This is a genomic window from Occultella glacieicola (genome assembly GCF_004353825.1).
Lineage (GTDB): Bacteria > Actinomycetota > Actinomycetes > Actinomycetales > Beutenbergiaceae > Occultella > Occultella glacieicola.
Genome location: NZ_SMNA01000005.1, coordinates 104,992 through 118,281 on the forward strand (window position 1 = coordinate 104,992; position 13,290 = coordinate 118,281).

At 73.6% G+C, this 13,290-nt stretch carries 14 protein-coding genes; 7 read left to right on the forward strand and 7 right to left on the reverse strand.

Annotation, left to right across the window (positions count from 1 at the left end):
• Nucleotides 1-6: 6 nt before the first annotated feature.
• The 7 genes from EXU48_RS10875 to EXU48_RS10905 all read right to left on the reverse strand — a co-directional run bounded on the left by EXU48_RS10875 (nucleotide 7) and on the right by EXU48_RS10905 (nucleotide 6,515).
• Entirely contained in the window at nucleotides 7-1,002 is a 996-nt protein-coding gene (locus EXU48_RS10875; RefSeq protein ID WP_328591641.1) for a Ppx/GppA phosphatase family protein, read from the reverse strand.
• 25 nt (nucleotides 1,003-1,027) lie between these two features.
• Nucleotides 1,028-1,537: a DUF501 domain-containing protein gene (locus EXU48_RS10880; RefSeq protein WP_133107685.1), complete on the reverse strand. Its 510-nt coding sequence runs from the start codon at nucleotides 1,535-1,537 to the stop codon at nucleotides 1,028-1,030.
• A gap of 19 nt (nucleotides 1,538-1,556) precedes the next feature.
• The gene (locus tag EXU48_RS25400) at nucleotides 1,557-2,222 is read right to left on the reverse strand and encodes an FtsB family cell division protein (protein ID WP_133107686.1); all 666 of its coding nucleotides are present in this window, start codon (nucleotides 2,220-2,222) and stop codon (nucleotides 1,557-1,559) included.
• Between the two features lie 548 nt (nucleotides 2,223-2,770).
• Complete coding sequence (gene eno / locus EXU48_RS10890; protein WP_133107687.1) at nucleotides 2,771-4,060, reverse strand: phosphopyruvate hydratase; 1,290 nt, start codon at nucleotides 4,058-4,060, stop codon at nucleotides 2,771-2,773.
• A 74-nt stretch (nucleotides 4,061-4,134) separates the two neighbouring features.
• Nucleotides 4,135-4,872: a MazG family protein gene (locus EXU48_RS10895; RefSeq protein WP_133107688.1), complete on the reverse strand. Its 738-nt coding sequence runs from the start codon at nucleotides 4,870-4,872 to the stop codon at nucleotides 4,135-4,137.
• Entirely contained in the window at nucleotides 4,869-5,459 is a 591-nt protein-coding gene (locus tag EXU48_RS10900) for a hypothetical protein (protein WP_133107689.1), read from the reverse strand. The genes EXU48_RS10895 and EXU48_RS10900 overlap by 4 nt, the downstream gene beginning before the upstream one ends.
• 84 nt (nucleotides 5,460-5,543) lie before the next feature.
• Nucleotides 5,544-6,515, reverse strand: a complete 972-nt coding sequence (locus EXU48_RS10905; RefSeq protein WP_165962767.1) for a nucleoside hydrolase — start codon at nucleotides 6,513-6,515, stop codon at nucleotides 5,544-5,546.
• Nucleotides 6,516-6,656: 141 nt separating this feature from the next.
• Between EXU48_RS10905 and EXU48_RS10910 the strand changes: the two genes are divergently transcribed.
• From EXU48_RS10910 to EXU48_RS10940, 7 genes are all read left to right on the forward strand, one after another.
• A complete protein-coding gene (locus EXU48_RS10910; RefSeq protein WP_133107691.1) occupies nucleotides 6,657-7,388 on the forward strand; it encodes an NUDIX hydrolase in 732 nt (243 codons plus the stop codon).
• The gene (nadA, locus tag EXU48_RS10915) at nucleotides 7,385-8,677 is read left to right on the forward strand and encodes a quinolinate synthase NadA (protein WP_133107692.1); all 1,293 of its coding nucleotides are present in this window, start codon (nucleotides 7,385-7,387) and stop codon (nucleotides 8,675-8,677) included. The genes EXU48_RS10910 and nadA overlap by 4 nt, the downstream gene beginning before the upstream one ends.
• 1 nt (nucleotide 8,678) lies before the next feature.
• On the forward strand, nucleotides 8,679-10,235 hold the full coding sequence (nadB, locus tag EXU48_RS10920; RefSeq protein ID WP_133107693.1) for an L-aspartate oxidase: 1,557 nt from the start codon (nucleotides 8,679-8,681) through the stop codon (nucleotides 10,233-10,235).
• Nucleotides 10,229-11,080, forward strand: coding sequence for a carboxylating nicotinate-nucleotide diphosphorylase (gene nadC, locus EXU48_RS10925; RefSeq protein ID WP_133107694.1), 852 nt, complete (start codon nucleotides 10,229-10,231; stop codon nucleotides 11,078-11,080). The genes nadB and nadC overlap by 7 nt, the downstream gene beginning before the upstream one ends.
• Nucleotides 11,080-12,225: a cysteine desulfurase family protein gene (locus EXU48_RS10930; RefSeq protein ID WP_133107695.1), complete on the forward strand. Its 1,146-nt coding sequence runs from the start codon at nucleotides 11,080-11,082 to the stop codon at nucleotides 12,223-12,225. The genes nadC and EXU48_RS10930 overlap by 1 nt, the downstream gene beginning before the upstream one ends.
• A 127-nt stretch (nucleotides 12,226-12,352) precedes the next feature.
• A complete protein-coding gene (locus tag EXU48_RS10935) occupies nucleotides 12,353-12,832 on the forward strand; it encodes a nitroreductase/quinone reductase family protein (RefSeq protein ID WP_133107696.1) in 480 nt (159 codons plus the stop codon).
• Entirely contained in the window at nucleotides 12,829-13,278 is a 450-nt protein-coding gene (locus EXU48_RS10940) for a RidA family protein (protein WP_235856971.1), read from the forward strand. The genes EXU48_RS10935 and EXU48_RS10940 overlap by 4 nt, the downstream gene beginning before the upstream one ends.
• The last annotated feature ends 12 nt before the right edge of the window (nucleotides 13,279-13,290 follow it).

The following is a 13,290-nucleotide window of genomic DNA, read 5'->3' on the forward strand; positions in this document are numbered from 1 at the left end:
CGGGCGTCATTCGGCATCGCGTGACGGTCCGGTGGAGGTGCCGGCAGGGCCGGGCAGGGCAGCGGACAGGGCGATGCCGTCGAGGATGTCGTGCTCGCTCGCGCGCACGTGAATTAGGTGGCGGCCGGCCGCGGCTGCCTCGGCGACCACCCGGGTGATCACCTCGCACCAGACCAGCGCACCGGCGGCGATCACGTCCACCCGGCCGGGATGCAGGTAGGGCAGCGCGGCGCGCTCACCGCGGTCCATGGTCAGCAGGCTCCGGCAAGCGGCCAGGGCCGCGGCGACGGGCAGCTCGGCACCGTCGATGCGTTCGGGGCGGTAGCGATCCAGCCGCAGCGCGTGCGCGGTGACCGTGGTCACCGACCCGGCCACGCCGACGAGGGTGGCCACCTCGCCCAACGGCACCCTGGCCGCGGCGGCGTCCAGGGCGGCCCGGGCGTCGGCGGAGGCAGCGTCGATCTGCGCCTGGGTGGGCGGGTCGTCGCGGAGGTGACGCTCGGTCAGACGTACCGATCCGATGTCCATCGACACGGACGCCGTCGGGCTCTCCCGCCCGAGCACCAGCTCGGTGGAGCCGCCCCCGATGTCGACGACCAGGTACGGGCCGGGGGCCTGCGCCCCGATCCCGCTGAGCACGCCGGCGAAGGAGAGCGCGGCCTCCTCGGTCCCCGAGATCACCTCGGCGGGGACACCGAGCCGGGACCGAACGCCGTCGAGGAACTCGTCCCGGTTGGCCGCGTCGCGGGTGGCGGAGGTGGCCACGAACCGGACCGCCTCGACCCCGCGGGCGCGGCATAGCTCGGCGTAGGCCTCGGTCGCGGCGAGGGTGCGCTCCAGCGCCACCGGGTCGAACCGGCCGGTGGCGTCCACGCCCTGCCCGAGCCGGACCATCTCCAGCCGGCGGTCCACCGGGGTCAGCGTCCGACCGTCCGGGGACCGGTCGGCGATCAGCAGCCGGATGGAGTTCGTTCCGCAGTCGATGGCAGCCACACGAGTCACCTGCACAGGATCCCACCTCCCGGGGTCAACAGGTGCAGCGGTCCGGTCTCCAGACATCGGCGATCAGCGCGAGTGCCTCGTCGCCGAGCGGGTTCACGCCCGGGCCGGCGGCGAGGGCGTGCGCCACGAGCACGTGCAGGCACTTCACCCGGATGGGCATGCCCCCGGCGGAGATGCCCTCGATCTCGGGCACCTCGCCGAGCTCGGCCCGCTGGGCCAGGTAGTGCTCGTGAGCGCGGGTGTGAGCGGCGGCGAGGTCCGGATCCTCGTCGAGCCGCTGCGACATCTCCCGCATCACGCCGCCGGCCTCGAGGGTGCTCACGGCCGCGACGGCGCCCGGGCTGGTCAGGTAGTACGTCGTCGGGAACGGTGTGCCGTCCTCGAGGCGTGGGGCGGTGCGGACCACGGTCGGGCGTGCGCAGACGCACCGGGCGGCCACGGCCACCACGCCACGGGCGGGTCGGCCGAGCTGCTCGGCGAGCACGGCCAGGTCCTCGGCGCTCACCGGGTCGGGAGTCACAGGCTCAGGGGTCACGGCACCATCATGACGGTTGTCAGTCGGAGACCTCGCCGGCCACCTGGACGGAGTCCCACACGGTCAGGTACCAGGGGCCGGTCGGAGGCACGCTCACGGGCCCGTCCTCGCCCGGGTCGGGGGCCGGTTCCTCGCCGGTGACCGTCTCCGGGTCCACCACCCGGTACGGGGTCTCCCCCGGCATCACGAAGCCGAGCCGGTCACGGGCCTGGGCCTGGACGTAGGCGTCGTCGTTCCACTGCTCGACGGCGCCGTTCAGGTCGGCGTTGCGCTGCTCCGCGGCGACGATCTGGGCGCTCAGCTCCCGGTGCCGCTCCTGCTGCGTGATGTAGGCGCGCAGGGTCGGGGCGAGGACGATGAAGGCCATCAGGACCACCACGAACAGCACCAGCGTGCGCACGGTGATCTGTCGCGGCGCCTTGTGCGCCTCGGTGGTGGCGCCGCTGCGCTTCGCGGCACCGGCCCGCCGCGCCGCCGACGGCTTCGTGGCCGGCTTGGACGTCGGTTTCGACGTGGGCTTGCCAGCGCGCTTCGGGGCGGACTTCGCTCCGGTTCCCGACCCCGACGCCGTTGCGCGCGTCCCCGTGGCCCGCGCACCGCCGGTGGCGTGGCTCGAGGAGGACGGTCGCTTCGCCGTCGCCACCGACCCGCGGGCGCGCGGGGTTGCAGGGCGTCGGGGACTCACTCCCTCATGTTCTCTCACGCCCCGGGGATTTCGGCGGAGCAGCAAGCCGTGAGTCGTGCCACGGCAGGCTAGACCTGCCCACCGACAAGCCGCCCCGGGGCTCGGCCCGCGGGGTGTGCGTCAGGTTTGTGGTGCCATCAGATGACGCACACCCACCTCGACCCTGGCACGCCGCACCCCAGGCCCCACCCTCCTCCTCGCTCGCCCCAGGACCGCGACACCGTAACGGTGCGACAACGACGCGCCCGACACGTCGCGATCACACCACAAGGGACCAGAACGGGCGGGCACCGGCCGAGGGTGAAGCGGGGTGTGGCGCTGCGAGCGCGCACCACACCCCCCTATCGGGCCGAACGCACCCAGCGCCCACGACGGGTCTGATCGTGCACAGCACGCCGGAGACACTCGCTGACCCGCACCAACGCGCTGACACCACATCCATGACGCACACCCGCCCGCGAACGCGACGACGGCGGGCGCCCCCACGAAAGGGGACACCCGCCGTCATCCGTTCGGCCGGCACAGCCGGCACAGCCGGGCCTATCGGCTCAGGCGCTCGGGCCGTTCCAGCGCGGGAACGCCGAGCCGCCCGCGTACCGGCCCGAGCTGTCCAGCTCGTCCTCGATGCGCAGCAGCTGGTTGTACTTGTTGATGCGCTCGCCGCGGGCGGGCGCACCGGTCTTGATCTGGCCGGCGTTCACGGCCACGGACAGGTCCGCGATCGTGGTGTCCTCGGTCTCACCGGAGCGGTGCGAGACCATCGCGGTGAACCCGTTGCGCTGGGCCAGGGTGACCGCGTCCAGGGTCTCGGTCAGGGTGCCGATCTGGTTCAGCTTGACCAGGAGCGAGTTCGCGGAGCCGAGCTCGATGCCCTTCGCGAGGCGCTCGGGGTTCGTCACGAACAGGTCGTCGCCGACGAGCTGCACCTTGTCGCCGACCTTGCCGACGAGCTCGGCCCAGGAGTCCCACTCGTCCTCGGACAGCGGGTCCTCGATGGAGACCAACGGGTACTCCGCCACGAGGGTCTCGTAGTAGCCGATGAGGTCCTCGGGCGAGGTGGCCTTGCCCTCGAACTGGTAGGCGCCGTCGGAGAAGAACTCCGTGGCCGCCACGTCCAGGGCGAGCGCGACGTCCCGGCCGGCGCTGAAGCCGGCCTTCTCGACGGCGACCAGGATCAGGTCCAGCGCGGCGCGGTTGGACTCCAGGTTGGGGGCGAAGCCACCCTCGTCGCCGAGGCCGGTGGCCAGGCCGCGCTCCTTGAGCACGGACTTCAGTGCGTGATAGACCTCGGCGCCCCAGCGCAACCCCTCCTTGAAGGTGCCGGCGCCGATCGGGGCGACCATGAACTCCTGGATGTCCACGTTCGAGTCGGCGTGCGAGCCCCCGTTGAGGATGTTCATCATCGGGACCGGCAGCACGTGCGCGTTCGGGCCGCCGACGTAGCGGAACAGGGACAGGTTCGCGCTCTCCGCGGACGCGCGGGCGGCGGCGAGGGAGACGCCGAGGATGGCGTTCGCGCCGAGCTTGCCCTTGTTGGAGGTCCCGTCCAGGTCGATCAGGGTCTGGTCGAGGTGACGCTGGTCCGCGGCGTCGAGGCCGAGGATCTCGGGGGCGATGACGTCGGTGACCGCGGCGACAGCGTTCTCGACGCCCTTGCCCAGGTAGCGGCCCTTGTCGCCGTCGCGACGCTCCACGGCTTCGAACGCACCGGTCGACGCGCCGGACGGCACGGCGGCACGCGCGAACGAGCCGTCCTCCAGCGCCATCTCGACCTCGACGGTCGGGTTGCCGCGCGAATCGAGGATCTCGCGCGCTCCTACGGCCTCAATGGTGGCCACAGTGACTCCTTCAATGTTGTGGTGTTCAGGTTCGGTGAGCCACGGTCCACGATAGTGGCCCGGGACGTGTCGGTTCAGAGCGGAAGGTCCCGTTCGGCGGCGCGGATCCGGGCCTCGAGGGCTCGGGTCCGGGCCCGCAGCGCGGCCTCGGCGTCGACGTGCTCGGCGTCCGCGCGGCGGACCAGATCCAGCAGGGCCGCGCCGATGGTGTCCGACGGCGGAGCGTCGGTCGCACGGTCGGGCGCGGGATCGCCGTGGTCGCCCTCGGCGGCCTCGTCGAGGCTGAGGTCGAGGCCCGCCTTGCGGGCCCGCCCGAGCACCTTCTGCGCCCGGGCGAGGGCCGGCAGGTCCGCCGGGACGCCGTCGAGGATGGACTCGCGCGGCTTCTCGGTCGCCTTGATCGCGTCCCAGTTGCGGTTCACGTCGGAGGCGGTCAGCGGTGCGCCGTCCCCCACGCCCGACCCGGCGTCGAACACGTGCGGGTGGCGGCGCACCAGCTTGGCCACGAGCGTGCGGGCCACGTCGTCGATGTCGAACGCGCCGCCGTCGGGCGCCTCGGTGGCGAGGCGGGCATGGAACAGCACCTGCAGCAGCAGGTCGCCGAGCTCCTCCCGGAGCGCCTCGGCGTCACCGGACTCGGCGGCCTCGGCGACCTCGTGGGCCTCCTCGATCGCGTACGGGGCCAGCGAGGCGTGGGTCTGCTCGGCGTCCCACGGGCAGCCGCCCGGGGAGCGCAGCCGGTCCATCACGGCCACCGCGTCGAGGAGTGCCGCACCGGGGCGGCCGTCCTCGTCGGGACCGGGCAGGCTCATCCGGCGACCGGGGCCTCGGGCGCGAGGATCCAGTCGGGGGTGACGGCGGCGATGCCGTTGGTCTCGGCGTCCCACTCGCCGTAGCGGGGACTCACCACGATCTCGGAGGAGGCCAGGCGCGCGTTCGCGTCGTCGAGCATGGCCTGGCCGTCGGGGCTCTGGCTGAGGTCGCCCTGCGCGAGGATCATCCGGGTCACCCGCAGGGTGTCCTCGGTGTAGTCGGCGACCGGGACGCCCTGGGCCGCCGCGGTGGCCTCGAGCACCTCCCGGGCCTGCTCGTCGGAGTAGGCGATCCCGTTCTCGGAGGTGACCTGCAGCAGATCCGGCGCCGCGATCAGCAACTGGAGCACCCGGGCGGGCTCGGGGTCCTCGGTCAGCATCGGGGAGATCTGCTCGTCGGTCGTGGCCAGCACGTTCTCCGTGATCCGGTTCCCGTCCACGACCGCGGCGGCGCCGGGGTTGATCGAGCAGGCGCTCAGGGCCAGGGCACCCACGGCCAACGATCCGGCGGTCTTGAGGAGGCGAGATGTTGTGACCACCGAGGCGAAACCCTTCACGTGCGAACAGAGGTAGACGAACCGGGCCATCGTATCCTCACCCCGCGCCGACTCCCCGCCGAGGGTGCCGAGATGGCAGCCAACACCGCACCCTCACCGAACGGGACCGGCCCCTCAGCGGTACTCGTGGGCCACGACCCTCTCGATCACGTCGACCGATTCCGGGAACAGGGTGGTCAGCAGCACGCGGTAGAACCGGGCGGTGTCCGCGCCGGTCGCGACCCGGGCGTTCGCGGTGGCGCCCGGGACGCCTGCCGTGCGGGTCACGACCGACCGGCCCTCGTGCTCGCCGTCGACGGTGATGGAGACGTCCGCCGGGACGGTCGCGATCACCGCGGGATCGAGCAGGAACGCGGCGGCCAGCGGGTCGTGCAGGTCGCAGGCCAGCCGCCCATGGGCGGCGAAGGCGACGTCGACGTAGGAACGGGTGATGGCGTGGATGAACCGGGACACCGGGGTGTCCAGGAGCCGCAGCAGTTCCCCGACGCCCGGCGCCAGGTCCGCCTGCCGGGTGGCGTCCAGGCCGACCATGATCAGGTCGGCGAACCCGGCGGAGAAGACCACATCGGCGGCCCGCGGGTCGTACCAGAGGTTGAACTCGGCCGACGGCGTCATGTTGCCGGCGCCCTCGGCCCCGCCCATCAGGACCACGGACGCGACGTTCTCCACGAACGCCGGGTCGGCCTCGACCGCCGCCGCGATGTTCGTGAGCGGACCGATCGGCAGCAGGGTCACCTCACCCGGGTGCGCGGCCGCGTGCGCGGTGAGGAAGTCGACGGCGGGGGTGTCCCGGGCGCGCATCGCCGCCGCGGTCCGGCCGAGACCGCCGAGCCCGTCGACGCCGTGCACGTCGGCACTGGGCTCGCGCCCGTCGGTGGAGGAGCGCCCGGCGCCCGGGTACACGGGCACGTCCGTGCGACCGGCGAGTTCCAGCACGGTCAGCGTATTCGCGGTGACCAGGTCGAGGTCGACGTTCCCGCCGACGGTGGTGACACCGTCGATCCGGACCGAGTCCGCCGCGCACAGCAGCAGCAACGCGATCGCGTCGTCGATCCCCGGGTCCGTGTCGATGATGATCCGCCGCATGAGGTGCCTCCCGGGCCGGTCCTGCGAAAGCCCCACCGTATCGGCCGGCGGACCCGATTGGACGTTAGTGTCCATCCCACCTTAAGATCGACCCGCTGTTAACGTCACACTGACCCTTACTCATGGAGCGTGGAGGTGACCATGACCCCGACCCTCGCGGTGTCCACGGTGATCTTCGCGCTGCGCCCCGACGAGCGCCGCTCCGCCCCGGCCGGCGCCCGGCCCCAACTCTGGCTGCCGCTCGTCGTGCGTCTGCGGGACCCGTTCGACGGGCACTGGGCCCTGCCGGGTGGGCCGCTGCGCGCGGACGAGGGGCTTGCCGACGCCGCCTCCCGGACCCTGCGGGAGACCACCGGGCTGCGCCCGAACTACCTGGAGCAGCTGTACGCGTTCGGCGACGCGGACCGGCCCGGCGCCGAGCACGGGCGGGTGGTCTCGGTCGTGTACTGGGCCATGATCGGCGCCGAGGAGGCGCACCTGGCCACCACCGGTCAGAACGTGCGCTGGCTCGCCGCGGACCGGCTGCCGGACCTCGCCTTCGACCACAACCGGATCGTGGAGTACGCACTCTGGCGGCTGCGCACGAAGGTCGAGTACTCCCGGATCGCCCACGCGTTCCTCGGCGAGACGTTCACCCTGCGCGAGCTGCGCGAGGTCCACGAGGTGGTCCTGCGCAAGGAGGTCGACCCGGCCAACTTCCGCCGTCAGGTCGAGGCGAGCGGCGCCGTCGTCCCGACCGGTCAGGTCCGCACGGGCGGGCGGCACCGACCCGCCCAGCTGTACCGCTACGACACCGCCATCGAGCCGGTCGATCTCGGCCCGCTGGCCCCCGAACCGCACCATCCCCCCACCTCCACCGAGGAGACCTCATGAGCACCATTGCTTCGGTCGACACCACCATCGCGCTGATCGACGCCGGCCGGACCGCCGGCTCGACCTGCAGCCCGGACCTCGCCAGCGGCCCGTGGGCGTTCGACGCCAGTCCCGGCTACGGGCCGGGCGCGTCCCTTGCGGACCCGCCCCCCGCCGTCGCCCCCCGCCAGGGCGAACTGCCCAGGGCCTACCGCGAGGCGGACCCGGCCGACCTGGACGCGCGGGTGCGCGCCGCGAAGGCGACGCTGGGCGACCGGGTGGTCATCCTCGGCCACTTCTACCAGCGCGAGGAGGTCGTCACCCACGCGGACTTCGTGGGCGACTCCTTCCAGCTCGCGAACGCCTCGCTGACCCGCCCGGACGCCGAGGCGATCGTGTTCTGCGGCGTGCACTTCATGGCCGAGACGGCCGACCTGCTCTCCGGTCCCGAGCAGGCCGTGATCCTGCCGAACCTCGCCGCCGGCTGCTCGATGGCGGACATGGCGGACATCGACCAGGTCGAGGAGTGCTGGGAGCAGCTCACCGAGCTGTACGGCACCGAGCCCGACTCCAGCGGCAGGGTGCCGGTCATCCCGGTCACCTACATGAACTCCTCCGCCGCGCTGAAGGGCTTCTGCGGGCGCAACGGCGGCATCGTGTGCACGTCCTCGAACGCCGCCACGGTCCTCGAGTGGGCGTTCGAGCGCGGGCAGCGGGTGCTGTTCTTCCCGGACCAGCACCTCGGCCGCAACACCGCCAAGGCGATGGGCGTGCCGCTGACGGCGATGCCGATGTGGAACCCGAACAAGCCGCTCGGCGGCAACGACGAGCAGACCCTCGGTGACGCCCAGGTGATCCTGTGGCACGGCTTCTGCTCGGTGCACCGCCGGTTCACGGTCGCTCAGATCGAGCAGGCCCGCGCCGAGCACCCCGGCGTGCGCGTGATCGTGCACCCGGAGTGCCCGATGCCCGTGGTCGACGCCGCCGACGAGGCGGGCTCCACCGACTACATCCGCAAGGCGATCGACGCCGCCACCGAACCCACCACGTTCGCGATCGGCACCGAGGTGAACCTGGTCCAGCGCCTGGCCGCGCAGTACCCGCAGCACACGATCTTCTGCCTGGACCCGGTGGTCTGCCCGTGCTCCACGATGTACCGGATCCACCCCGGCTACCTGGCCTGGGTACTCGAGTCGCTGGTGGCCGGTGAGGTGCCGAACCGGATCACCGTGCCGGCGGACGTCGCCGACCCGGCCCGGGTGGCGCTCGAGCGGATGCTCGCCGCCAAGCCTCCCGTGGCGGGAGCCTGAGATGGCGCGGGTACTGGTCATCGGCTCCGGGATCGCCGGGCTGGTCGCGGCCACCCGCATCCATGAGGAGGCGGCCCACACCCATGAGGTGGTGCTGGCCACCAAGGGCGATCTCGGGCTGAGCAACACCCGCTACGCCCAGGGCGGCATCGCCGCGGTGATGTTCGCGCAGGACGACGTCGAGGCGCACATCGCGGACACCCTGGTGGCGGGCGCCGGCCTGTGCGACCCCGAGGCCGTGCGGGTGCTGTGCGCCGAGGGCCCGGCCCGGATCCGGGACCTGGTGGCCGCGGGCGTCGAGTTCGACCGTGACACGACCGGCGAGTTCGCCCGGGGTCTGGAGGCGGCGCACTCGTTCCCGCGGGTGCTGCACGCGGGCGGGGACGCCACCGGCGCCCGGATCGAGGAGGCGCTGACGGCGCGGGCGCGCGCGAGCGCGGTGGCGATCCACGAACACACGTTCCTGACCGATCTGCTCCTCTCCGACGGCCGCGTGGTCGGGGCGCGCCTGCTCGACGGCGAGGCCGGCGTCCTCGAGGTCCGTGCGGACGCCGTGGTGCTCGCCACCGGGGGCGCCGGCCGGTTGTACCCGTACACGTCGAACCCCGCCGTGGCCACCGGCGACGGCCTCGCGGCCGCCGCGCGCGCCGGGGCAGCCCTGGCGGACCTGGAGTTCTACCAGTTCCACCCGACCACGCTCGCCCTGCCCGGGAACTTCCTGGTCTCCGAGGCCGTGCGCGGGGAGGGCGCGGTGCTGCGCGACGCCGACGGCGAGCGGTTCATGCTCGCCGTGCATCCCGGCGCCGAACTCGCTCCCCGGGACGTGGTGGCCCGGGCCGTGGCGGACCGGATGGCGGCGACGGGGGCGCCCGTGTACCTGGACGCCACGGCGTTCGGTGCGGACGTGCTCGCCCGCCGGTTCCCGAGCATCGACGCCGCCGTGCATGGGGCCGGCCTGGACTGGGCGCGGGAGCCCGTGCCGATCACCCCGGCCGCGCACTACTGGATGGGCGGGGTGGTCACCGACCTGTGGGGCCGGAGTTCGCTGCCGGGGCTGTACGCCGTCGGCGAGGTCGCCCGGACCGGCGTGCACGGCGCGAACCGGCTCGCCTCGAACTCCCTCCTCGAGGGAGCGGTGTTCGCCCACCGGGCGGTGCGGGCCCTGGTCGATCCGGATGCCGCCGGGCCCTGGCCGACGAGGCCGCCCTCGGGCGCGTCCGAGCCGGCCGGGGAGCCACGCCCGAGGGGCGGGACCGCTCCGTTCTCCCGGGCCGCGGTCCAGGACGTGATGTGGGACGCCGTCGGGCTGCGCCGGGACGGCGCCGGGCTCGCCCGGGCCATCCGGACCCTCGACGGCTGGGCCGCCGACGCCCCGGCGCCGCACTCCCCCGCCGAGCACGAGGACGCGAACCTGCTCCTGCTGGCCCGGCTCACGGCGCGGGCCGCGCTGGCCCGCCCGGCGTCGGTGGGCGCTCACTTCCGCACCGACTCCGGCGCTGCACCGGCGCTCACGCGGGCCGGCGCTGCCTCGGTCGAGGTGGCGGTGGGCGCATGCTGACCCCCGCCGCCATCGAGGCCACGGTGCGGGCCGCCCTGACCGAGGACGCACCCTGGGGAGACCTGACCTGCGCGGCGCTCGTGCCGCCGTCGGCCACCGCGACCGCGGAACTGGTGGCCCGCACCGATGGCGTGCTCGCCGGGGGCGAGGTGTTCGCGGCTGCGTTCACCCTCACGGACGCCTCCGTTCGGGTCACGCTCGCCGAGCCCGACGGCGCCGCGTTCGTCGCGGGGGCGGTGCTCGCCCGGGTGGTCGGCCCGGCCGGCGCGGTGCTGCAGGCGGAACGGATCGGGCTGAACTTCGCCCAGCGGATGTCCGGGATCGCGACGGTCACGCGCGCCTACGTGGACGCCGTGGCCGGCACCGGCGTCAGGATCGCGGACACCCGCAAGACCACGCCGGGGCTGCGCGCGTTCGAGCGGCACGCGGTGCGGGCCGGCGGCGGGCACAACCACCGGTTCTCGCTGTCGGACGCGGTCATGGTCAAGGACAACCACCTGGCGGTGCTGGTGAACTCCGGGGTCGGTGTCACGCAGGCGCTGCTGGCGGCCCGCGAGCGGCTGCCGCACACCACCCACCTGGAGGTGGAGGTGGACCGGATCGACCAGCTCGACGCCGTTCTGGCGGCCGGGGTGGACACGATCATGCTCGACAACTTCACCCTGGACGACCTACGCGAGGGGGTCGCGCGGATCGGCGGCCGGGCGCTCGTGGAGGCCAGCGGCAATGTGCGCCTGGACACCGTGCGGGCCATCGCGGAGACCGGCGTGGACGTGATCTCGGTCGGCGCACTGACCCACTCCTCTCCCGCCCTCGACCTCGGGCTCGACGTGAGCGTGCGCTGATGCTGTACCTGGACGCGGCCGCGACCACCCCGATGCGCCGGGAGGCACTGGAGGCCATGTGGCCCTACCTCACCGGGGAGTTCGGGAACCCGTCAAGCCACCACACCGTCGGCGAGCGGGCCGCGGCCGCCCTCACCGACGCCCGGGCGCGGGTCGCCACGGTGCTCGGCTGCCGGCCGGGCGAGGTGGTGTTCACCTCCGGCGGCACCGAGGGCGCGAACCTCGCGGTCAAGGGGCTCGCGCTGGCGAACCCACGCGGACGGCACCTGGTGACCGCCGCGATCGAGCACGAGGCGGTGCTGGCCTCGGTCGCGTACCTGGAGCGGGTACACGGGTTCTCCGTGACACAGGTGGCCGTGGACGACGCGGGCGCGGTGACCCCGCAGGCGCTTGCCGAGGCCCTGCGACCGGACACGACGCTGGTCTCCGTCGCGCTGGCGAACAACGAGATCGGCACCGTGCAGGAGATCGCGGCGCTCGCTGCGGTGGCTCGCGCGAACGGCGCCCTGTTCCACACCGACGCCGTCCAGGCGGCGGGGTGGTTGCCGGTCGGCGCCCGCGATCTCGGCGTGGATGCGCTCTCGATCTCGGGGCACAAGGTCGGTGCCGGCAAGGGCACCGGCGCCGTGTATCTGCGCGGGCGGCTGCCCGTGGAGCCGGTGCTGCACGGCGGCGGTCAGGAGCGTGAGCGCCGGTCCGGCACCGAGAACGTGCCCGGCGCCGTCGCCCTCGGGGTCGCGCTGTCCCTGGCCGAGGCGGAGCGGGCAGAACTGGCTCCCCGGTTGGCCGCGGCGCGGGAGACGTTCATCGCCCGGGTCCTGGAACTGGTGCCGACGGCGGTGCTCACGGGGCCGAGGTCGGCTCGCCTGCCGAACCACGCCTCGTTCTGCTTCCCGGGTACCAGCGGCGAGGCCGTGCTGCTGGAGTTGGAGCGTCTCGGTGTGGTCTCCTCGAGCGGGTCGGCCTGCGCGGCCGGGTCGGACGAGCCCTCGCACGTGCTGATCGCGATCGGGACGGCCCCCGAGGTGGCGCAGACCTCGGTCCGGTTCACGTTCGGGCGGGACGTCACGGAGGCGGACCTGGCCGGCGCCGCGGAGTCGGTAGGCGCGGCGGTCGCGAGCGTCGCGTCGGTGGGCACCGTGTGAGATCACGCCCGTCACGCGGCGGGACGCCACCGTGGCCCGGCACGACGCCGACACTCGTTGACCACCTCGCTGCCGCGCGCGTAGCGTCGAGTCGTGGCCGGCAGACCCGTGCGAAGGGAGGCCGGTGATGAGCGACCAGGCCAGACCCGCCGCGCCGCGACTGCCCCCGCGGTGGTTCATCCGCACGTTCTGGGCCTGCCATCGGGCGCTGTTGCGCGTGAGCGGTGGCCGACTCGGGCTGCGCCGGCCGAAGCCGGGCCGGTACGGGATGCTCCGTCTGCACACGGTCGGGCGGCGCAGCGGGAACCCGCACGCGGTGGTCCTGGCCTACCTCGAGGACGACGCGAACCTGTTCACGCTCGCGATGAACGGCTGGGCCGACCCGACTCCGTCCTGGTGGCTGAACTTGCGCGAGCGGCCGGAGACGACCGTGGATCTGGTCGGCGGCTCCCGCCGGATGCGTGCCCGCGCTGCTTCCGGTGCCGAACACCAGCGGCTCTGGGCCCGGTACGCCGAACTCGACAAGAACCTCGACGCGTTCGCGAGGCTGCGCTCGCGTCCGACCGACCTGGTGGTGCTCGAGCCCGTGGTGGGGGACGCCCCGTGACCCGCCCGGCCTGCTGCGCCGGCGGTGTCGGCGATGCCGGGCCCCCCGTGCGGTGGAGCGCCTCATCGGGGTCGCCGCTGGAGCCCGAGATCGGGTTCTCCCGTGCCGTCCGGGTCGGCGCGCACGTCGCCGTCGCAGGCACCGCGCCGATCGGGCCCGACGGCGGCACGGTGGGTCACGGGGATGTCGGCGCCCAGCTCCGGCGGTGCCTCGAGGTCTCGATCGAGGCGCTCGCCGTCGTCGGTGCCCTCCCCGAGGACGTGATCCGGACCCGGATCATGCTGACCGACATCACCCGCTGGCGCGAGGCCGCCGCCGTGCACGGCGAGTTCTTCGCCTGGATCCGCCCGGTGACGACGTTCGTGGAGGTGTCGGGCTTCATCGACCCGGACTGGCTCGTCGAGACCGAGGTGGACGCGGCGGTCGGCGAGGACGCGGGGCCCTGACCCCGGAGCGCC

Bases quoted from the DNA above. Each gene is read 5' to 3' on its own strand.
- EXU48_RS10905 (WP_165962767.1), bottom strand. From the start codon at position 6,515: ATGCGGCGGATCATCATCGACACGGACCCGGGGATCGACGACGCGATC.
- nadC (WP_133107694.1), top strand. From the start codon at position 10,229: ATGCTGACCCCCGCCGCCATCGAGGCCACGGTGCGGGCCGCCCTGACC.
- EXU48_RS10910 (WP_133107691.1), top strand. From the start codon at position 6,657: ATGACCCCGACCCTCGCGGTGTCCACGGTGATCTTCGCGCTGCGCCCC.
- EXU48_RS10895 (WP_133107688.1), bottom strand. From the start codon at position 4,872: ATGAGCCTGCCCGGTCCCGACGAGGACGGCCGCCCCGGTGCGGCACTC.
- nadA (WP_133107692.1), top strand. From the start codon at position 7,385: ATGAGCACCATTGCTTCGGTCGACACCACCATCGCGCTGATCGACGCC.
- EXU48_RS10900 (WP_133107689.1), bottom strand. From the start codon at position 5,459: ATGGCCCGGTTCGTCTACCTCTGTTCGCACGTGAAGGGTTTCGCCTCG.
- nadB (WP_133107693.1), top strand. From the start codon at position 8,679: ATGGCGCGGGTACTGGTCATCGGCTCCGGGATCGCCGGGCTGGTCGCG.
- EXU48_RS10930 (WP_133107695.1), top strand. From the start codon at position 11,080: ATGCTGTACCTGGACGCGGCCGCGACCACCCCGATGCGCCGGGAGGCA.
- EXU48_RS10935 (WP_133107696.1), top strand. From the start codon at position 12,353: ATGAGCGACCAGGCCAGACCCGCCGCGCCGCGACTGCCCCCGCGGTGG.